We start from the raw sequence: 19,989 nt of genomic DNA, 5'->3' as shown, positions 1-19,989 counted from the left end.
CCGCGCGTCGCATCAATGTGCCCCGATCTTGGCGCCCGCGCTCGCGCGGGCCGACGCCGACGCCTTGAAGCTCGGCTTGGGGATCGAGATCTTCGGCGCCTTGATCTGCACGTTCACGCTCGGCGGCGTCACGCGGACGCTCGGCGCCTTGACGTGCACGTTGGCCTTCGCGTTGGCCCTGGCAGCGGCGCCGGCCCCCGCGTGGACGTGGACCTTCGGGTCGATGTCGGCCTTCGCCTTCAGGTCGGCGTTCGCGAGCGCGTGGACGCGCGCGTCCCAGTCGGTCTTCACGCGCACCTTCACGCGCGGGGCGCGCGCGTGGACGGCGAACGCCGCCCCGGCCCGGTAGCCGCACAGGGCCACCGCCGAGCGACCCGCGTTCCGCACCGCGATGGTCAGCTTCAGCGGATCGGCGGCGAGCGCGAGCTTGCCGGTCAGGTACGCCCCCGCGGCCACCCCCGCCGCCGCGGTCGCGGCCACGTCCGCGGTCGCGACCGCCGGAGCGAGGACGACCACCTGCGGCGCCTCGGCCACCACGCCGAGCGTGATCTTGCGCTCGCCGAGGTCGATGGGCTTCAGGTCGGCGTCGAGCACATAGACGCGGACCTCGCCTGTCACCTCGTCGACCAGGAGCTCGAGGCGGTCGTCGCCCACGATCTCGATGCGCCCGCCGTGCGGGCCGAGCTTGCCCTCCGGCAGCCCGAGCTCCGCCGATGCCTTGGCGTTGGCGAAGAGCTCGGCGGTGCCGCCGGCGGGCACGTGCAGCGTCCCGTTCCACGGCTTGCCGGCGACGTTGAGCGTGTAGCCGATCTCGGTGAGATCCGCCTCCAGCTTGGGGCCGGCGGCGACCAGGAGGCCGGTCTTCGCGTCGAGCGTGAGCGGCACGCTCTTCTCCCCGGAAGCGTCCTTCCACACCAGCGTGCCGCTGACGTCCTCGCGGATCGGCTTGCCGTCCGGACCCGTGACCGCGGCCTTGACGTTCCCGTCGGCAGCGACATTGAAGGCGGCCTTGCCGCTCTCGTGCTCCTCGACGTAAGCGCCTTCGCCGATCGCCGATTCGGCGGTGGCGGTCACCTCGACCGTCGCGTTCGCCTCAGCCGGCTGCTCGCCCTTGCCGCAAGCAGCCGCGGCGGCGATCAGCAGCAGGGCGAGCACTCCGGAAACCTTGGTGATCTTCATGAAATCCTCCTCTGTGCCAGCGAACCGTCGGCGCGAGCCGCGACTTCGCTTGAGCCGAGACGCCGAGGGTTGAACCTCCCCGGGCGCGCCGGCTGCGGAGCCCATCATACGCCGAGATGCCCTGGAAGGCGCGGACGAGCACGAATATCGGTAGGAATCAAAAGATCCAGGGAAACAGAGGTAGGACAATGGCACTCACGGCCGCCAAGCGGCCGTGTCGTGCCTACCGGCGATTCGTTCAGGCAGCGAGCCGTGCGTCCACGTTGAGCGCGATGATCGATGATCGATCGCCGATGATGGGTGGCCGCCCGCGCCCCGGCGCCGTGTTCAGGGGCTCTCGGCGCCCTGATCTCCGCCCACGTCCAGGATCTGCGGGCACTTGCGCGCCACCGCATCACACTCCGGAGGAGCCGTCTCGAGCGAGCTCAGCGCCGAGTCGCACGTGAGCGCCCGGACCCGCTGCGTCTGGGCGAGCAAGCAGACCTCGTACTCGGCCACCGTGGCGGAGCAGCCGGCGCGGTGCTCGGTCGGAGGCATGCAATCCGCTGCGTGGTCGTCCTGCTCCGCGGCCGCCTCGTCGGCCGTGGAGAGGCACTCGTCCTTCACCGTGCCGCACGGCTGCCCGACGGCGGGAGACGCGACGAGGCCCAGGTACTCACAGGCATCTTCCTTGGAGAGCTTCACCCTCGCCGCGAGCGAATCGCAGGCGGATTGGACGTCATCGGCCGTCAGATCCCTGAGCTGCTTGGAGCTCACGGCGCTGTCCGTCGGGGCGGAATCTGCACCTTCGCCGCCGCACGCAGCGAGGAACAGGACGGTCAACAAGGCCCCGAGATGAGTCGAATGCTTCATTCGTTGGTTCCCTTTCTAAGTGCGGCCGCCAGCGCGGGCCGTGAGTGCACCGGGAGCAAACCGTGTACCGCGAGCTCAGCTGTGCACGATGGGATCGCACGGCACGGTCGAAGCTCGATGAAACGGGACAACGACATCGGAGATGTCGAATCCACCAAGCGGGGAAAGCAGACGATCCCCGGCGGTCCGCTCGCCGCGAGAGACCGAGACGTCCCCGCCCGAGCGCCGCGCGGCTCGGCTCGCCTCGACATCGCGTCTCGACATGCGGCGACGACCGCGGCGGCAGAGCGCGCCTCCGCAGAGTCCCGGGTTCACCGTGTCTCGCGCGGCGCTGGCGTCCAGAGGGCGGCCGCGCGCCGGCGCTCCCTCCGTGCGCGCGCCGCGCGGCCGCGCGGCGCGACGACGGCACGGCGCCGCGCGACGGCGCCTCGAGACGCGCCGCGCCTCCGCCCCGGCGCGAGCCTCGATAGCCACGCTCCGCTGGCTCATGTGTAGTCGCCTGTCGGTGCGGCAGCCCCGCCGCGCGGCGTTCGTGCGATGAGCTGGCCTCCACACAGACCTGTTGTACGGTCGGCCGCGCCGTGACATCATCGCGCGCCGTCGGGTGGATGTACTCAGCTCCAGCGTGGATGTCGGGAAGCCGCTTTTGACCTACCACCTGGGGCGAATCCAGGCCCGGGCCAAGGGTGCGTCGGTCCCTCGATGATCACGACGCCGAGTTCGGGACAGGCCAGGCACCCTCCGGATGTCCCGGTGTCCATCGGGCCGTGGCGGGTGCTCGCGCCGCTCGGCCGCGGCGGGATGGGGGTCGTCTACCGCGCTCAGCACGGCGTCACGGGCGCGCTCGCGGCGCTGAAGACCGTCTGCGTGGGCGACGAGAGCCTCGTCTCCAGCATCCGCCGCGAGATCCACGCGCTCCGGGGCGTCGAGCACCCGGGCGTCGTGCGGGTGCTCGACGAGGGGGTCCAGGGCGGGATCCCGTGGTACGCGATGGAGCTGATCGAGGGGCGCACGCTCCGCGATCACAACCAGGAGCGCTGGCGCGCCCGCGGGAGCGTGAGCAGCGAGCCGACCGTGAGCGTCTCCACGGCCATGAACGCGCAGGCCAGCACCGCGACGGCGGAGATCGCGCCCGCCTCGATCATCCCGCGCTCGTACCAGCCCTTCGCGCCGCGCCCGTTCCACCGCGCGGCGGGCGGCGCGCTCCGCCAGGCGCTGACGCTCCTCCGCGCGATCTGCCGGCCGCTCGCGTACGTCCACGGCCGGGGCCTCGTCCACCGCGATCTCAAGCCGGACAACGTGTTCATCCGCCCGGACGGCACGCCGGTGCTCTTCGACTTCGGCCTCGCTTTCCAGTTCGAGGGGCACACCGGGCGCGACGTGCTGCAGGCGGGCGGCAGGCTGATGGGAAGCCCCGACTACATGTCCCCCGAGCAGATCCGCGGCGACCTCGTCGACGCGCGCGCGGACCTCTACGCGCTCGGCTGCATGATCTACGAGGCCGTGACCGGGGGCGTCCCGTTCCTCGGCGACTCGAGCTCCGTCGTGCTGTCCATGCACCTCTACGCCGAGCCGCTCCCGGCCTCGGAGCTCGTCGCCGACGTGCCTCCCGCGCTCGACGCCCTCATCGCGCGGCTCCTGAAGAAGCGCCCCGAGGACCGGCTCGGCTACGCCGACGAGGTCGCGACCGCCCTCGCCGAGCTCGGCGCGGCCGACACGCCGCCGCGCGACTGGAGCGGCGCGGCGCGCGCGCGCGTGCGCGTGCCGAACGCGCAGCCGTACCTGTACCGGCCGCGCCTCGCCGGGCGCGGGGAGGCGCTGCAGCAGATCACCGCGGCGCTCGAGCGCGCCCACGAGCGGCGCCAGGGCAGCCTCGTCGTCGTCGGCGGCGAGAGCGGCGTGGGCAAGACGCGCCTCGCCGTCGAGGCGGCGCACCAGGCGGCGCTCAACCGCATGGCCGTGGTCACGGGCGCGTGCGCGGCCGTGTCCGCCGAGGTCGAGCGCGAGGGCGCGGTCAAGGCCGCGCCGCTGCACCCGTTCCGCCCGCTGCTGCTCGCGGTGGCCGACCGGTGCAACGAGCTCGGCCCCGCGGGCTACGACGCGCTGCTCGGTCCGCGCGGCAGGGTCCTCGCGCCGCACGAGCCGTCGCTCGCCCAGCTCCACGGCCACGACCGCTACCCCGAGCCGCCCGAGCTGCCGCCGGACGCGGCCCGCTACCGGCTGCGGACCGCGCTCGCCGACACGCTCGCCGCGTTCGCCGCGACGCGGCCCGTCCTGCTCGTGCTCGACGACCTCCAGTGGGCCGACGAGAACTCGCGCGCCGTCCTCGAGCACCTCGACGCCGACTACTTCGCGGCCCATCCCGTCGTCCTCCTGTGCGCGTACCGGACCGAGGAGACGTCGCCCGCGCTCTCCTCGCTCCTCGGAGCCCCCTGGGCCTCGCGGCTCGAGCTCGGGCGGCTCGACCGCGGCTCGGTCGGGCGGATGGTGCGCGACATGCTCGCCCTGGACGAGCCGCCGGAGGCGTTCGTGCAGTACCTCTTCGAGCAGTCGGAGGGGAACCCGTTCTTCATCGCCGAGTACCTCCGGGCCGCGATCCAGGAGCGGGTGATCTACCGGGACGAGGCCTACGCGTGGCGGATCCGCGCGGGCGCCGAGGGCGCCGCCGCAGAGCGGCTCGCCCGCGCCGCGCGCGGGAGCCAGCCGCCCGCGCCGCTGCCGCTGCCGGGCTCGCTGCGCGAGCTCGTGGCGCGCCGGCTGTCGGGGCTGAGCCACGAGGCGCTCGCGCTCGCGCGGCTCGCCTCGGTGCTGGGCCGCGAGCTCGAGGAGCGCCTGCTGCTCGGCGCCGCGGGCCTCGCCGAGGTCGACGCCATGGACGCGCTCGCGGAGCTCGCCCGCCGCCACGTGCTCGAGGAGACGGAGCCGGGGCGGCTCGGCTTCGTGCACGACAAGCTGCGGGAGATCGTCTACGCGGGCATCCCCGAGTCGGAGCGGCGGGCCCTGCACGCCGCCGCGGCGCGCGCGATCGAGGGGCGCCACCGCGACGCGCCGGGCCTCGCGCTGTCGTACCCGCTCCTCGCCCACCACTATGGAATCGCGGGCGCCGTCCAGAAGACGCTGGAGTACCTCGACAAGGCGGGCGCCCAGGCCCTCGCGACGGGCGCCTCCGGCGACGCGGTGGATTTTTACAAGAGGGCGCTCGACCTCGACGGCGCGCACCCGCCGGAGGAGCGCGCGCCGCCGATCCGGCGCGCGCGCTGGGAGCGGCGGCTCGGCCAGGCCCACTACAACCTCGGCGATCTGCTCGGCGCGGAGCGGCACTGCGCGGCGGCGCTGGAGCTGCTCTCCCGGGACGAGGCCGCGTGGCTCCGCGCGGGGGAGCGCGCGGCGAGCGGCCGCGCGGGCCTCGGGGAGCGGCTGCGCCCGGCGATGGCCTCGCTGAAGCAGCTCGGCCTGCAGCTCGCGCACGTCGCTGGCGTGCCGGCCCCGGTCGCGAGCGACGCGGCCGAGCGCGAGCGCCTCGCCGAGGCGTCGCTCGCGGCGGAGAAGCTGTCGGAGACCTACCTGTTCCGCAACGAGCCGACGCTCGCCTTCCTGGCCGCGCTGGCGGCGACCAACGCCGCGGCGCGGCTCGGCCCGTCGCTCGCGCTCGCGCGCGGGTACGCGACCCTGAGCGTCGCGTTCGGGTACGTCCCGTGGAAGGCCGTCGTCGACGCGTACGCCGCGCGCGCGACGGCGGTCGCCGCGGCGCTCGACGACCCGCAAGGCGTCGCGTTCGTCTCGTGCCTGCGCGGGCTGACGGCGCTCGGCGAGGGCCGGTGCCGCGACGCGCGGGCGCTGCTCACCCAGGCCGAGCGGCTGGCCGAGGCGCTGCACGACCGCCGACGCAAGGAGGAGTGCATCACGCTGCTCGCCGGCGCGGCGTACTCCGAGGGCCGCTGGAGGGAGGCGCTCGACCTGTACGGCGCGCTGGTGATCGCGTCGCGCGAGAGCGACAACGCGCAGGGCCACATCTGGGCGGAGAGCGGCCGCGCGCAGTGCCGGCTGCTGCTCGGCGACGGCGAGGGCGCGATCGCCATCTTCGACGCGCTGTCAGCCGAGGTGCAGCGGCTCGGCGACCGCACGCAGCAGATCACGCACGGCCAGGTCGCGCTGGGGCACCTGCTCCGCGGCGCGCAGGGCGAGGCCCGCGCGGCCGCCGAGCGGACGCTCCCCATGCTCCGCGAGGGACAGCCGGCGGGCTACCACTGCCTGTACGGGTACGCCGCGACGTGCGAGGTGCTGCTCGCGCTGCTCGAGGACGCCCCTGGCTCGGCAGAGCGGCGCGAGCTCTCACACCTCTCCGCGGAGGCATGCCGCGCGCTCGGCCGGTACGCGCGCATCTTCCCCCTCGGCCGCTCGACCTCGCTCCGCCTGCGCGGCCTCGCCGCCTGGCTCGCCGGCGGCCACGCGCGTGCGAGGCGGCTCTGGGCCGCGGCGATCGACGACGCCCTGCAGCGCGGCCTGCCCGTCGAGGAGGCGCGCGCCCGCTTCGAGCTCGCGCGGCACCTCCCGCGCCGCGATCCGGAGCGCGAGCGCCAGATCGCGCGCGCCGCCGCGGTCTTCTCCGCGCTCGATCTCCAGTACTGGCGCGACCGGGTAGCCCGGCTGCGCGAGCGCTAGGACCTCGCGTCCCGGACGAAGAACACAAAAAAGAGCGCCCATTCGACGGCAGGGGGAAGCCGTCACGGGCGCTCTGCCCTTCAGCTTTAGCAGGACTTTAGCAGGACACGGGCCAGGGCCCGACCTTGCTCGATTCATGGAATTGACCTTAAGGATGTTCCTGACATCTTTCGAACCTGAGATTCTCGATTGCAGGTCTGAACACGATGAATGCGCGGGGACGCGGCTCGCTCTCCTCTGTCTGGAGCGGACGCCACTCGGGCGCGCCTGGCGCGGATGACCGCTTTGGACCGTGGTCACAGCCACAGATCGGGGCCGTTCACCGCAGCACGCACGGCGCGATGACAACCGCTGAATCCCCCCTCTCACGAGCGCGTCTAGCATCGCGTCCGATCGCGAGTCGGAGCGTTCCCGTCGCGCCGCTCACCGAGGCAGACCGAGCAGCAGAGAGAGAGGCTCGCCCCCGGCGCTCACCCGCCCTCACGTGGGGCGTAGAGGCCATCCGCCAGGAACTCCGGAATAATCCATGTGCCTAGAACACGCGACCTACCGCCGAGACGGAGCGAGTAAGGGCCGAGACGTCAGGCGATCACTGACGTTATCCGTTGGACAATGTACCGACCGAGGGTATACACCGACGATCATTGACGGCATGTTCCCAACACACCGGCAAAACACACAGGGAATCCATGCATTATCTCCGGCGCCCGTGCCCTGGACGACGAATTTCCGCGTCGACTGGGGGACGATAAGGCCTCATAAAGGAAGGCGAACAGGCGTCACCGCGCATCTCTCGGAGGATCGGAAAGTTCTACACGGTAGAGAGCCACCATCCATCACCGACGCAGGCGCCCCAAGCAAACAGGGTGAGCTACGTCCATAATCGCCAGTGACCGCGCGAAGCCAGGGCGACACACCGGCGACAAGCACGTTCAACGTGCGGCACTCGACATCGTGAAACCTACTCAACACATCTCCTCTCGACCGCCCTACCTGCCCGCTGCCGCACCGGCATCGGAGCGGACTCCCTACCAACCGATCTCGGCGATCGTCGGCTCATCGCACTATCGCGCCCTGTCGGACGACGCGTTGAAAGACGAGGACAACGCCGCGTGGGTGCTCGGCCTCGCGCCCGACGTGAAGCGGGCGTGGCTCGATCGCATCCGCTGGATCCGGATCGTCGATCGCCTCGCCGAGAACGAGCGCATCGAGCCCCACGCGCGGCGATTCAGCCGCTTCATGGTGGCGTGGAGGCGCGTCCGTTCCTGCGGCTTCGTCGATCCGTGCTGCCCCTTCGCGCGCGAGCTCTCTGCCATCCACGCGCTGTGGCTCCGCCGCCCGGCGCTCGATCGTCCCGACCTGGACGAGATGCAACCGCGCTCGCTCGCCGCCTGGGACGCCTACTTGCTCGCCCTCGCCGACTACCACGCGCCCAGCCTGCTCATCCGCACCCTGAAGGAGCACGACACGATGCTGGTGCGGCTGTCAGGCCATATCTTTCAGCTGGTTCCGTTCCTGACGAAGGAGCACTGGGACGCTGCCGGGGAGTTCGGCCGGCTCGATCAGTTCTTCAACAACCTGAGGGACATGCAGGAGGACGCCGATCGCGGCATCTGCTACCTGCCCGAGGAGGAGCTCGCGCGCCATGGGGTCACGCGCGCTCAGGTGATCTCCGGACGGTGCGTCGACACGCCCGGATACCAGGCCCTGATGCGGAACTGGCTCGATGAGGTCATGCCAGCGCTCTACGCGCGGGCGGCGCCGTTCATCGAGGCGCGCGGCCTCCACCCCTCGCTCCAGATCATGAGGGAGTGGAGCCTGCGCCGTTATGCCCGCATCACACGGGTGTTCCGCGCGACCGGCTTCGATCACCGCCGGTTCCCCGCGCGGTACTGGGCCGAGGTGCGGCGCGACCTCGCCGAGCGGCGGCAGCTCCTCCGCGCTCACCCCGTGTAACGCCTTACCGTCGAGAGGAGCGCGTCCGGCTCGAACGGCTTGCCGAGCCACGCGTCCGCGCCGACCTCGGCCGCCCGCCGGTGCGCGTCCGCCGCGGCGGTGAGCACGACGATGGGCGCCTGACGCCCGTGCCGGACCTCGAGCTCGCGCGCGAACTCCGGGCCGTTCATCACCGGCATCTTCATGTCGAGCAGGATGAGATCCGGCAGGTCGTGCTCCAGCTTGGCCAGCGCCTCGCGGCCGTTGCACGCGATCTTGACCCGGTAGCCGTCCTCCTGGAGCACGAGGGAGACGAGCGCCACGAGATCCGCGTCGTCCTCCACGAGGAGCACCGTCTTTGCGTGTCTGTCGCTCATCGTCGATCGGCCGCGGGGGCCTCGCTGCTGAGTGGAAGGGTGAAATAAAACGTGCTGCCGCTGTCCTCCTCGCTCTCGAACCAGATACGGCCGCCGTGGCGGGTGATCATGTCCTTCGCAAGGAACAGCCCTATCCCCATGCCGCCGTAGTCGTGTCGGGTGTCCGTGTGCGCGCGGAAGAAGCGCTCGAAGATCCGCTCCTGCCTGTGGGCGGGGATGCCGACGCCCTGGTCGCGCACGGACACGACCGCCTCGAAGCGCGGCGCCGCGCCGTGCCGCTGCGAGAAGAGCGCGGCGTCGCAGGAGGACGGCGGCGACGACGCCGGCGCGCGCTCGGCGACGGCGACGGTCACGTCGACGTCGCCGCCGTCGGGCGAGTACTTCACCGCGTTGTCGAGGAGGCTCGCGAGCACCTGGCGCAGCCGCTCCGGATCGGCGCGCACGACGGGCGGCCGCTCGGCGTCGAGCGACAGCCGCACCCGGTGGCGGCTCGCCGACTTCGCGACGCGATCGACCGACTCCTGCACGAGCTCCTTCAGATCGACGTCCTCCTCGGAGACCTGGAGCACGTCGAGCGTGACCTGCGAGATGGCCAGGAGATCGTCGACGATGCGGTTGATCCTGTCCGCGCCGCGGTCGATGGCCTCCAGCATCTTGCGGCGCGGCGCCGGCAGATCGTTCGAGTTGCGCAGGAGCGCGAGCGCGTATCCCTTCATGATCGCGACCGGCGTCTTGAGCTCGTGCGCGCCGACCCGGATGAACTGATCCTTGACGAGATCGAGCTCCATGAGCTCCGTCACGTCGCGGGCGACCGCGACCGCGCCGAGGACCGCCCCGCCCTCGCTGCGGATCGGCGCCGCGCTGGTCCGCAGGAAGACGTCGCGGCCCGCGCGGCCGTCCGCGAGCACCTGCTCTTCCTGCACGATGGTCTCGCCGGCGAGCGCCCGCACCATGGGCAGCTCGTCGCGCGTGAAGGCGCGGCCGTCGCTGTGGCGCACCCGGCCGAGGTCCATCACCTCCTCGATCATCCGGCCGGCCTGCTCCGAGCGGCCCGAGAGGCCGAGCAGCCTGAGCCCCGAGGCGTTGATCATCGTCAGCCGGCCCTGGCGGTCGCACGCGAACACCCCCTCGACGAGGTTGTCCAGCACGGCCCCGAGCTGCGCCGCGCGCTGCGCCGCGTCCTGCAGCAGGCGCTCGCGCTCCGCCAGGTAGCTCCGCGTGCGCCGGGACGACTCCTCCAGGCGATCGACCATCGCGTTGACGCCGCCCGCCAGCGCGCCGATCTCGTCCTTGAAATAGATCGGGATCCGCTCCAGCCGGTCGACCTCGCCGCGCTGGACGATCTTCTGGATGACCGCGGCGACCTGCTGGAGCGGGCCCGCGAGGGCGCCGGCGAGGAAGCCCGCGCAGACGGGCGCCCAGGTGACCGCGACCATCGAGAAGATCGCCAGGGTGAGCTTCAGGCCGGGCTTGGCCGGCCCCGCCGTCTCGCCGAGCACCATCGCCGCCATCCAGCTCGTCGGCGCGATGGCGAGGCAGGCGCCGAGGATCACGAGGCGGACGGCGAGCGAGTAACCCTTGCCGGGCATGGAGAGGCCGCGCTCGCGCGCGATGAGCGAGATCACGCCGGCGGCGGGGGCGAGCAGGCGGCCGAGGATGCTGTAAGCGAGCGGCAGCGCGGCCGCGAACAGGGCCAGCGCGAACAGGGCCAGCGCGACGCCGCGCTGGACGCCGAGGGGGCTCTGGTCCGGCGCGATGAAGTAGAGCGCCATCGTGACCGGCAGGTACAGGAGCCCCCACGACACGGCCCAGACCGTCGCGAACGCGAGCGGGGTGTCGTAGGCGGCGTTCGCCGCGGCGAGGACGACCTCCTCCGGGGGCGCCGCGCCGCCGCTGCTCGTGTCCTCGACGCCCGCGCCGCTCTGGAGGCGATGGGCCACGGCGTACTGCCGCAGGCGCTCGATCGGGCGCAGCATGTGGACGAGAAGCGCGATCAGCCCCCCCGTCTTGACGAGGTACATGAGCCCGATCAGCCCGAGTAGCCGCGCCTGGACCGCCGAGTCCACGACGCCGAGGAGGCGCAGGTGAGCGACCGGGACAAGCAGGCTGTACGGCAGCTCGATGCCGAATGCATAGGCCACGACCCGAGGCGTGAACGACAGAGTCCGCGACCTCCCCGGATTCCAGATTTTAGCCCAGGCGGCTCGGCTGATGGCCACGTCCGTCACCCCCCTTGTTGAAGCATGGCCGCGGGGTTCGCGCCTCTGGAGCCCCTCCGCGCCAAGTTGATGAGTCAGGTCGCCAGGCAGCTTTGCTATGAGACCAACGAGCGAGTTGTCGACCCTTTTGCGCAGCGGCTCCTGTCGATTCGCTCGACTCCCACTCACACGTTCCGTCCGCGCGCGGGCGTTCTGCGATTTTCCTGATCAGCTCAGGGACTGCCTTATGGCGTTCCTGGCGATCAGGAAAAGGATGGTGAGCACGTGGCGCGCGCGCAGGCCGCTCGCCTCACCGCGGTAGACGGGACGCACGCTGACCTCGCAGACGCGGAGCCGGCGAGCCGCGAGGGCGGCGAGCAAGTCGTTCGGATAGCCGTAGCGGGGCCAGAGGCCGTCGAGGTCGAGCGCGTCGATCGCGCGGGCCGAGATGGCGGTGTACCCGCACTGGCTGTCGGAGAGGGCGTCGAGCCCCGCCGCACGGCGGGTGAGCGCGGCGAGCGCCGCCGTCGCGGCGAGCCGCTGGAGAGGCATGACGCGCCACACGTCGGGGTGGCGCAGCCGATCGCCCTTCACGTAATCGGCTTCGCCCGAGGCGATCGGGGCGACGACGCGCGGGAGATCACGCGGATCCATCTGCCCGTCGCCGGCCATCACCGCGACGGCCGAGGCGCCGAGCGCGCGAGCGCGCCGGTAGCCAGCGACGATCGCCGCGCCGACGCCGCGGCACTCCGGGTGGACGAGCACCTCGAGGCGCTCGTCCCCGATCGCGCGCGCCATCTCGGCCGTGCCATCTCGACTGGCATCGTCCACGACGATCACGTGGTCGACGAAGGCGGGGACCGACGCCGCCGCCTCGGAGATCCATCGCGCCTCGTCCCGCGCGGGGATGACCACTGCGACGCGCGCACCGTGGAGCACGCGGATTCCTAGCGGAGCGAGCGGTCTCCGGCAACGCGATCGACGCCGCGACAACACGCTCGGCGCCGCGCCGCGGGCCGTGCGCGCCAGACGTATTACCTGCCAGCGCTCTTGCGGAGCTCGGCGTAGGAGCCGCCAGGCGTGGCCGTCTCGACGGGCAGCCCTGCCGGCCCCCACCCCGGCTCGGTGATCGCGCCGAACGCGTCGCGCGGCCCCTCGAAGCCGGCGCGTTGCTCGATGACGGCCGTGTAGCCGGCCGACACCATGGCCTCGGCCGCGCGCATCGAGCGCTGTCCGGACTTGCAGCCAACGATGATCTTCGCGTCTCTGGGATAGAGGGCGCCGACCACATCGAGGAAGTCGGGGTTCTGCTTCATGCCGCCGGCGCCGGCGTGCATGAGCGGCACGTTGTGCGCGCCGCTCGGGTGCCCGGCCGCATACTCGGGCTCGCTCCGGACGTCGAGGTAGAGATACCCCTCCTCGTCGATGAGCTTCTTGGCCTGCTGGGGGGATACACGCTTGATGTCCGCCATGGGGCGCAGTCTACCCCCGGCGCGGCGCGCTCGTCAGAACGTATGAATGAAGAGCCCGCTGCGGAGCTTCGGCTCGAACCACGTGCTCTTCGGCGGCATGAGCAGCCCAGCGTCGCTCACCGCGAAGAGCTCGTCGATCTGCGTGGGATAGAGGTGGATCGCCATCGTGAACGCGCCCGAGTCGACGCGTCGCTCGAGCTCGGCGACGCCGCGGATGCCGCCGACGAAATCGACGTGCTTGTCCCGGCGGGGGTCGCTGACGCCGAAGATCGGGCCGAGGATCTGGTCCTGGCAGATGGAGCAGTCGAGCGAGGCCACCGGGTCCTTCGCGTCGAACGACCCCGGGCGGACCCTGGCGGTGTACCAGCGGCCGCCAAGGTAGAGCCCGAAGGCCCGCGGCTCGGCCGGGGTGGCGGCCGCGCCGTCCCTCGCCGGCGCGACGTCGAGCCGCTCGCCGAGGGCTGCGAGCAGCGCCTCCGCGCTGCGGCCGGCGAGGTCCCGCACGACGCGGTTGTACGGCATGATGTTCATCTGGTCGTGCGGGAAGACCACGGCCAGGAAGACGTCGTGCTCGCCGCCGTCGCCGCGCAGCTTCCTGTGGACGCGCGCCGCCGCGGCGCTGCGGTGGTGGCCATCGGCGACGTAGAGCGTCGGGATCGCCTGGAAGCGCTCCTCGAGGTCGGCGGTCGCCGCGCGGCCGAGGACCCAGAGCTTGTGCGCGACGCCGTCGGCGGTCGTGAAGTCGTAGATGGGCGGCGACTGCAAGGCCTCCGCGACGGCGCGGTCGATGCCCGCGTCGGCGCGGTACGTGAGGAACACCGGCTCGTCGTGGGCGCCGAGCTCCTCGATGTGGCGGGTGCGGTCGTCCTCCTTGTCGGGGCGCGTCTTCTCGTGCTTCTTGATGACGTCCTGCTCGTACTCGGCGACCGCGGCGCAGCCGACGACGCCGATCTGCCGGTGATCACCCATCCTCTGGGCGTAGAGGTAGAGGTGCGGCTCCGGGTCCTGCGCGAGGTCGCCGCTCGCGATGAGATCGGCGAGGTTCTGCGCGCCGCGGGCGTAGACGGCGTCGTCGTGCTCGTCCGTCCCCTCGGGCAGGTCGATCTCGGGGCGGGAGACGCGGAGGAAGCTGTGCAGGCCTCCCGCCGCGAGGACGCGCGCCTCGGCGGTGGAGATGACGTCGTACGGCGGGCTCGCGACGCGAGCCGCCTGGGCCTGGGGGGGTCGGTAAGCGCGGAAAGGTCGGACGGTAGCCACGGGGAGCGACTAGCCCAGCGGCCTGGGCGCGTCGAGGCGGCTCGCGCGCCGGGAGCGGCTGCGACGGGGCGGGCAGACCGCGCGGCCCTCGTCGCCGGCGCGGAGCCCTCGGCACCGGCGCGGAGCTCCGGCGACGGCGGCGCTCATGGCCGCGCGCGGCGCGTGCTAGGAGGGACTCGCGCCGCGAGCCGCTCGCATCCGCTCGCCGCCGCACCACCCCGCCCGCGCAGCCGCGCGCCGCACGAAGAGGAACCTTGTCCAGCTCCGGTGAGTCCTACCCTCCGCCGCGCTATTCGACCCTCCCGCCCGGCTCGGCGGACGACGATCTCCCTCTGCCGGGCGAGATCACCTCGTTCTCCAGCTCGCGATCCCGCCGCGTGATCGCCGTGGGGGGCGGCCGCGGGGGCGTCGGCAAGGCGACGCTCGCGGTCAACCTGGGGGTGTACTTCGCGCAGCTCGGGCGCGACGTGATCATCATCGACACCGACGCTTACAGCCCGGGGCTGCACGCCGCGCTGGGGATCGAGGCGCCGCCGCTCGTCACGCGCGAGGACATCGAGGAGGGCAAGGCCGAGCCGATCGCGACCACGGTGCCCGGGCTCCGGCTCGTCCCGACCGCGTACGACCCGATGACGGCCACGCCGCTCCGGCCGAGCCGCGCCGCCTACTGGATGAAGATGATCCAGGAGCTCGACGTCGACTACGTGATCGTCAGCCTCGGCGCGGCGACCGGCTCCTCGACGCTCGACCTCTTCCTGCACGCCGACGTCGGCATCTGCGCCACCACGCCCGAGCCGCTCGCGGTCGAGCACTCCTACCGCTTCTGCCGCGCGCTCTACCAGCGCACCTTGCGCCGGGCGCTCATGAAGGAGCGCTTCAAGATCCGGCTCGTCGAGAAGGTGGCCGCGTCGCTCCCGGCGCTCGCGACGCCGCGCGACTTCATCATGGAGGTGAAGCGGTTCGACGAGGGGGTCGCGTCGCTCGCGGCCGCGCAGCTGCCGCGGGTGAAGCCGCACCTCGTGGTCAGCCAGACCCGGCACCGCTCGGACCTGGAGCTCGGCCCCGCGATGAGCGCCGTCTCGGAGCGCTTCCTCGGCATCTCCCTCGACTACCTCGGCCACATCGAGCACGACGACGCGGTGTGGCTGACCGCGCGCCGGCGCCAGCCGCTCCTCATCGACAGCCCGACGTCGAAGAGCGCGCGCAACCTCGAGCGCGTGGCCCGGCGCATCCTCGCGCTGCTCGCCGCGCGCGACTCCCGCCCGGCCGAGGCGCACGCCCGCGCCCTCGCCGCCGCCTCGAAGAGCGCCGCGCCGCCGACGCTCTACGAGGCGCTCGGCCTCGCGCGGACGGCCGCTGACGACGAGATCCGGCGCGCCTACAAGCGCCAGCGCGACACCTACCGGGAGGGGAGCCTGCCCGTGGTCAGCGTGCTGAGCCCCGCGGTGCTCCAGAAGGAGCAGGCGCGCATCGAGGAGGCGCACGACACCCTCCTCGATCCGGTGCGCCGCCGCGCGTACGATCTCTCGACCTACCCGGACGATCCGCGCACGCAGCTCGGCCCGGTGCGCGCCGAGAACGCCGCCGCCGCGGCCGAGCTGGCCATGCTCCAGGCCGAGCTCGCGCGCGAGATCAACGCCGAGACGCAGTTCAGCGGCGCGCTGCTCCGCAAGGTGCGCGAGTCGCAGGGGGTCGAGCTCACCGACATCTCGCAGCGGACCAAGATCTCGCTGGCGCACCTCCAGGCGATCGAGAACGAGGCGATAGGCGACCTGCCAGCGACCGTCTACGTACAGGGATTCATTCAGGAAATTGCCAAATACCTGCGGCTCGATCCGGCGCAGGTGGCGAAGACCTACATGCGTCGCCTGCGCGAGATCTCTGCCGGCTCACGCGCCAAGCCGCATGGCTGAGGCGGCGCGCGGAAGCGACCGGGCGGCGCGGATCGGAGGCGGGCGCGGCACGTGCCGCACGTCAGCACGCGCCGGCGGAGATCTCGCGTTCTCGGCGCTCGCGTTCGCGCTCGCGCTGCTGCCGCGGCTCTACGTGGCGATCGCGTGGACGCGCGAGCCCGTGTGGGACGGCCATTACTACGATTTCGGCGCGCGCCGCATCGCCGCCGGGCTCGGCTACTCGGACGATCTCATCGTCGGGGGCCAGGCGGTATGGCACCCGTGGTGCCATTATCCGGTCGGCTACAGCGGGTTCCTCGCCCTCGTCTACCGGCTGTTCGGCGCCGGGCCGCACGCGGCGACCGTCGCGAACGCGGTGACCGGCGCGCTGCTCGTCGTCGTGGTCCACCGCCTCGCCCGGTACGCGACAACGCCGGCGCGCGCCCGCGTGGCGGCGCTCCTCGCGGCGCTCTCGCCGGGGCTCATCGTCTATGCGGCGCTCGTCATGACGGAGCCGCTCGCGGCGCTCGGCCTGGTGACGGCGCCCTGGCTGCTCGCGCGCGACGCCGCGCGCGGTCGCCCGGCCCGCGGCGCGGTCCTCGCGGGCGTGGCGCTCGGGCTCTCGGCGCTGGTGCGGCCCCAGAGCCTGCTCTGCGCGCCGGCGCTCGCGCTGCTGGCCATGCGCAGCCCGGAGGCGTCCGCGCCCGGAGGAGCGGCGGCGACAGCGTCTGGAGGGGCGGCCGCGTGGAAACGCGGCGCGCTCGCGGCGGCGCTCGCGGCCGCGACGGCCCTCGCGGTGGTGGCGCCGTGGACGCTCCGCAACTGCCGCGTGATGGACGGCTGCGCGCTCGTCTCGACGAACGGCGGCTGGAACCTCGCCATCGGCGCGTTCCCGCGCGCGACGGGCCGCTTCGAGACGCTGCGCGCGGGCGACGGCTGCCCGATCGCGCGCGGCCAGGTGGCGCAGGACCGCTGCTGGATGGCCGCGGGGCTTCAGTGGATCAAGGATGATCCAGGTCGCTGGCTGGCCCTGATCCCGAGGAAGCTGGGCTTCACCTTCGATCACGAGTCGTTCCCGATCGGCTACCTCGGCGAGGCGAACCCTGCGGCGTGGCCCGAGGAGCGGCGCGCGGCGGGGCGCCGCGTGCTCACGGCGTCGCACCTCGGCCTGCTGTCCGCCGCGGCGCTCGGGGTCGTGGCGATGCCGAGGCGGAGGCCGCGGCGGGAGCTCGTCGCGCAGCTCGTTGCGCTCGCGGCGGTGCTCGGGCTGGTCGCGCTCGGGGTGCTCGGCGACGGGCACGCGTTCTGGCCGCTCGCGGTGGCGATCCCGCTGATCGCCGCGCTGCCGCTGCCGGGCCGGCCCGCGAACGGGGGTGTCGTCGGCTACCTCGCGTTCGCGGTCGCGTCGGTGGCGCTGACGCACGCCGCGTTCTTCGGCGAGGACCGGTATCACATGGTCGTGACGCCGGCGCTGTGCATCCTCGCGGCGTGCGCGCTGCGGCGAAGAGAGGCGGCGCGGGCGGAAGCGCGGGAGGCTCGGCCGCACTGACAGCCCCTATTCGGATTGGATGGTCCTCAGCTCGACGTATGTCGAGCTACCTCTGATTCCAATGCACGCAAGATCGCACACGACACTTGCCGCACTGCCCAACGCTGCCCGGAGCGCCGTTCGCAAACTGTTTGTCGAACGTCTGCACACGGCGATCAGCACATTCCGACCGCGCGCGATCATTGCTCTCGGCGCTGACTGTGTTACCGAAAGCAGGGCCGCTCTGCGACCCGTCGGTGCTCCGGATAACGTGAGCCTCTCGCCACATGTCCCGGCCTTCGGAAAGAGCACGAGGGGATCCGAGCCGGCGAACGCAGAGAGGTCCAGCCAGCAATTCCGCAGCGCTGGCCGCCTTTCGGGCGCGGCCGCTGCACGGTGGCGCAGAGCTCCTCTCGGCCCCGGCGCAGCCACGTCTCAGACCGCGCGCGTCGGGATGGGAGGGAGGTCGCCATCCTGACCTGCATGGAATGCGGGCTTCGCCGCGCGCTCGTTCTGGAATCGCATGGACATCTCGGCGATCGCGGCCGGCGCTACCGTCGCGAGCCGGCCGGTTGGCCCTCTCTCCGGCCGTATGCGAAGGCTCCTCGCCATGGTCTCCATGCGCCACGAGGTCCTCGTGGATCTCTTCAGAAACCGACCTTCCCTCGCCGCCGAGATCCTCGTCGAGGTCCTCGGCGTCACGCTCCCGACTACAGTGAGGCCCGCGTCGCCTCCATCGACCTGACCGAGACCACGCCGGCCGAGTACCGCGCCGATGTCGTCGTCTTGCTCCTCGATGCGGACAAGCCGGTCCGGGTCATCATCGTCGAGGTGCAGCTCAGGAAGGACGACGACAAGCCGTTCAGCTGGCCCGCCTACCTGACCGTCTCGCGAGACCAGCACCGCTGCCAGGCGGGCCTGCTCGTCGTCGCGCCGGATCCCCTCGTCGCGGACTGGTGCGCGCAGCCGATCGAGATCGGCGTACCCGGCTTCGTCCTGCGCCCGCCCGTGCTCCGTCGCGACAGCGTTCCGGTCGTGACGGACCCAGCGGAAGCGGTCCGTCGACCGGAGCTGGGGGTCCTCTCCGCGATGGCCCATGGCGAGACGGAGCAAGGCGCAACGATCGCTGGCGCCGTGCTGCCCGCGATCCAGGGGCTCGATGACGAACGCGCCCGGTTCTACTACGATCTCCTGTACAATTCCCTGAACGACGCGGCTCGCCGGGCGCTGGAGGCGATGATGAAGGGCTACGAGTACCAGAGCGATCTCGCGAAGAAGTACGTCGCGCAGGGCCGTGACGAGGGGCGCGTAGAGGGAGCGGCGCGCGCGCTGTTGAGCGTGCTCCGGGCTCGCGGCATCGCCGTGCCGACGCGGCACGCGAGCGCATCCTCGCCCAGAGGGACCCGGAACGCCTCGAGCGCTGGCTCGAGAAAGCCGCCACCGCGGCCGCGCTCACCGAGGTGCTCGACGAGCCGAGCTGAGGACGAACGGGCACCGGACGCGCCGCCGCAGTCACAGGCGCGCTAGCCGCCGCCGGCCTGCGCGTCCTCGCTGGTCGCCTTCCCCGCCTCGCCCGGAGTCTCTTGCTCCGCCACAACGAGGATCTCGACCCTCCGGTTCCTCGCCCGCCCCGCCGCCGTGTCGTTCGGCCCGAGCGGCCTGAACTCGCCATGTCCGACAGCGGACAGCCTCTCGGGCGACATCCCTCGCGCGACGAGCCGCTCGACCACCGCCGCCGCCCTCGCCGCCGAGAGATCCCAGCTCGACCGGAACGCCGCGCCCTTCATCCGCTTCCGGTCGTCGTCCGTATACGCGGCGACCTGGAACTTCCAGTCCGGCACGGCCCGGAGCGCCGTGGCGACCTCGTCCAGCACCGCCCGCCCCCGCGGCTTGAGCTCGGCCCTCGCGCCGTCGAACAACGCGTCGCTCGGCACCTCGATCGCGAGCTGCCCCGCACGAAGCCCGACGCGGACCTTCCCGCCGTCGACCATCGCCTGGAACCGGCTCGCGAGGTCGCGCATCTGCGCCGCGCGCGCCTCCGCCGCCGCCTGCTTCCGGCGCAGATCGTCGAGCTTGGCCCGCGTCTCCGCGAGCTCTGCCGACAGGCTGCCCCGCTCCCCGGCGAGCTGCCCCACGCTCTGCCCGGCGCTCCGGAGCCGCGCCGACAGCTCCTGGTTCATGGCGGCGAGCTCGTCGAGCCGCCGCGCGAGCCCTGCCTCGGCCGTCGTCGCCTCGGACAGCCTGAGATCGCGCGCCCGGAGGTCGTCCGAAAGGCGCGCCAGCTCCTCCTCGATGGCGGCGACCTGCGCGGACCGCTGCGCGGCCTCGGCGCGCGCGCTCTGGGCCTCGGCCCGCGCTCTGTCACCCGCGTCGCGCTCTCTCCGGATCTCCGCGCGCGCCTCGTCGTACAGCCCCTGCCGGACGAGGCAGCCCGGCGTCGCCAGCCCGAGCAGGCCGGCCGCGAGGAGCCGCGCCGCCGCAGGCGAGCGCCGCGAGAGCCACGTCGGGATCCTGCCGGCCGTCGTCGTGTCTTTCATGCGTGGCGCGCACTCTGGCACGAAACCACGGGCGCGACGAAATCGTGGCAAACGTTCCCCGCGCGCCGCCGCGCGAGCGGTCGCGAGCCGTCCCACAGCG

Annotated in this window: 14 protein-coding genes; 6 read left to right on the top strand and 8 right to left on the bottom strand. The window is 72.4% G+C overall.

Features of this window, described 5'->3' with window-relative positions; translation table 11 throughout:
• Positions 1–12: 12 nt before the first annotated feature.
• Together WME73_RS02390 and WME73_RS02385 are read right to left on the bottom strand one after the other, a co-directional pair.
• Positions 13–1,179: a hypothetical protein gene (locus WME73_RS02390; protein ID WP_437743948.1), complete on the bottom strand. Its 1,167-nt coding sequence runs from the start codon at positions 1,177–1,179 to the stop codon at positions 13–15.
• A gap of 327 nt (positions 1,180–1,506) precedes the next feature.
• Positions 1,507–2,031 (bottom strand): hypothetical protein, encoded by a 525-nt coding sequence (locus tag WME73_RS02385; protein WP_437743947.1) that lies wholly within the window; start codon positions 2,029–2,031, stop codon positions 1,507–1,509.
• Between the two features lie 753 nt (positions 2,032–2,784).
• On the opposite strand from WME73_RS02385, the gene WME73_RS02380 reads away from it, so the two are divergent.
• Positions 2,785–6,693, top strand: a complete 3,909-nt coding sequence (locus tag WME73_RS02380; protein ID WP_437914607.1) for a serine/threonine-protein kinase — start codon at positions 2,785–2,787, stop codon at positions 6,691–6,693.
• A 954-nt stretch (positions 6,694–7,647) separates the two neighbouring features.
• The gene (locus tag WME73_RS02375; RefSeq protein WP_437914606.1) at positions 7,648–8,649 is read left to right on the top strand and encodes a squalene/phytoene synthase family protein; all 1,002 of its coding nucleotides are present in this window, start codon (positions 7,648–7,650) and stop codon (positions 8,647–8,649) included.
• On the opposite strand, the gene WME73_RS02370 is transcribed toward WME73_RS02375, so the two are convergent.
• The 5 genes from WME73_RS02370 to WME73_RS02350 form a co-directional block, all read right to left on the bottom strand.
• On the bottom strand, positions 8,637–9,005 hold the full coding sequence (locus WME73_RS02370; protein WP_012233064.1) for a response regulator: 369 nt from the start codon (positions 9,003–9,005) through the stop codon (positions 8,637–8,639). The genes WME73_RS02375 and WME73_RS02370 overlap by 13 nt on opposite strands.
• Entirely contained in the window at positions 9,002–11,146 is a 2,145-nt protein-coding gene (locus WME73_RS02365; protein WP_437743944.1) for a HAMP domain-containing sensor histidine kinase, read from the bottom strand. The genes WME73_RS02370 and WME73_RS02365 overlap by 4 nt, the downstream gene beginning before the upstream one ends.
• A 285-nt stretch (positions 11,147–11,431) precedes the next feature.
• Entirely contained in the window at positions 11,432–12,142 is a 711-nt protein-coding gene (locus WME73_RS02360) for a glycosyltransferase family 2 protein (RefSeq protein ID WP_437743943.1), read from the bottom strand.
• Between the two features lie 95 nt (positions 12,143–12,237).
• The gene (locus WME73_RS02355) at positions 12,238–12,675 is read right to left on the bottom strand and encodes a rhodanese-like domain-containing protein (RefSeq protein ID WP_437743942.1); all 438 of its coding nucleotides are present in this window, start codon (positions 12,673–12,675) and stop codon (positions 12,238–12,240) included.
• A 33-nt stretch (positions 12,676–12,708) separates the two neighbouring features.
• Complete coding sequence (locus WME73_RS02350; protein ID WP_437861656.1) at positions 12,709–13,932, bottom strand: DUF1015 domain-containing protein; 1,224 nt, start codon at positions 13,930–13,932, stop codon at positions 12,709–12,711.
• Positions 13,933–14,186: 254 nt separating this feature from the next.
• On the opposite strand from WME73_RS02350, the gene WME73_RS02345 reads away from it, so the two are divergent.
• From WME73_RS02345 to WME73_RS02330, 4 genes are all read left to right on the top strand, one after another.
• Entirely contained in the window at positions 14,187–15,845 is a 1,659-nt protein-coding gene (locus WME73_RS02345) for a helix-turn-helix domain-containing protein (protein ID WP_437743940.1), read from the top strand.
• Positions 15,838–17,373 carry an ArnT family glycosyltransferase gene (locus tag WME73_RS02340; RefSeq protein ID WP_437914605.1) on the top strand — a complete coding sequence of 512 codons (1,536 nt, stop codon included), beginning with the start codon at positions 15,838–15,840 and terminating at the stop codon, positions 17,371–17,373. The genes WME73_RS02345 and WME73_RS02340 overlap by 8 nt, the downstream gene beginning before the upstream one ends.
• Before the next feature lie 589 nt (positions 17,374–17,962).
• A complete protein-coding gene (locus tag WME73_RS02335) occupies positions 17,963–18,097 on the top strand; it encodes a hypothetical protein (protein ID WP_437914604.1) in 135 nt (44 codons plus the stop codon).
• A 41-nt stretch (positions 18,098–18,138) separates the two neighbouring features.
• Positions 18,139–18,879 carry a hypothetical protein gene (locus tag WME73_RS02330; RefSeq protein ID WP_437914603.1) on the top strand — a complete coding sequence of 247 codons (741 nt, stop codon included), beginning with the start codon at positions 18,139–18,141 and terminating at the stop codon, positions 18,877–18,879.
• On the opposite strand, the gene WME73_RS02325 is transcribed toward WME73_RS02330, so the two are convergent.
• The gene (locus tag WME73_RS02325) at positions 18,876–19,889 is read right to left on the bottom strand and encodes an OmpA family protein (protein WP_437914602.1); all 1,014 of its coding nucleotides are present in this window, start codon (positions 19,887–19,889) and stop codon (positions 18,876–18,878) included. The two genes, WME73_RS02330 and WME73_RS02325, sit on opposite strands and share 4 nt — an antisense overlap.
• Positions 19,890–19,989 lie beyond the last annotated feature (100 nt).

Source organism: Sorangium sp. So ce302 (assembly GCF_051530145.1).
GTDB classification, from domain to species: domain Bacteria; phylum Myxococcota_A; class Polyangia; order Polyangiales; family Polyangiaceae; genus Sorangium; species Sorangium cellulosum_B.
Note: the sequence above shows the minus strand (reverse complement) of the source record. Positions and strands in the feature narration are given on the sequence as shown.

Bases quoted from the DNA above. Each gene is read 5' to 3' on its own strand.
- WME73_RS02390 (WP_437743948.1), bottom strand. From the start codon at position 1,179: ATGAAGATCACCAAGGTTTCCGGAGTGCTCGCCCTGCTGCTGATCGCC.
- WME73_RS02385 (WP_437743947.1), bottom strand. From the start codon at position 2,031: ATGAAGCATTCGACTCATCTCGGGGCCTTGTTGACCGTCCTGTTCCTC.
- WME73_RS02370 (WP_012233064.1), bottom strand. From the start codon at position 9,005: ATGAGCGACAGACACGCAAAGACGGTGCTCCTCGTGGAGGACGACGCG.
- WME73_RS02355 (WP_437743942.1), bottom strand. From the start codon at position 12,675: ATGGCGGACATCAAGCGTGTATCCCCCCAGCAGGCCAAGAAGCTCATC.
- WME73_RS02340 (WP_437914605.1), top strand. From the start codon at position 15,838: ATGGCTGAGGCGGCGCGCGGAAGCGACCGGGCGGCGCGGATCGGAGGC.
- WME73_RS02335 (WP_437914604.1), top strand. From the start codon at position 17,963: ATGGTCTCCATGCGCCACGAGGTCCTCGTGGATCTCTTCAGAAACCGA.
- WME73_RS02325 (WP_437914602.1), bottom strand. From the start codon at position 19,889: ATGAAAGACACGACGACGGCCGGCAGGATCCCGACGTGGCTCTCGCGG.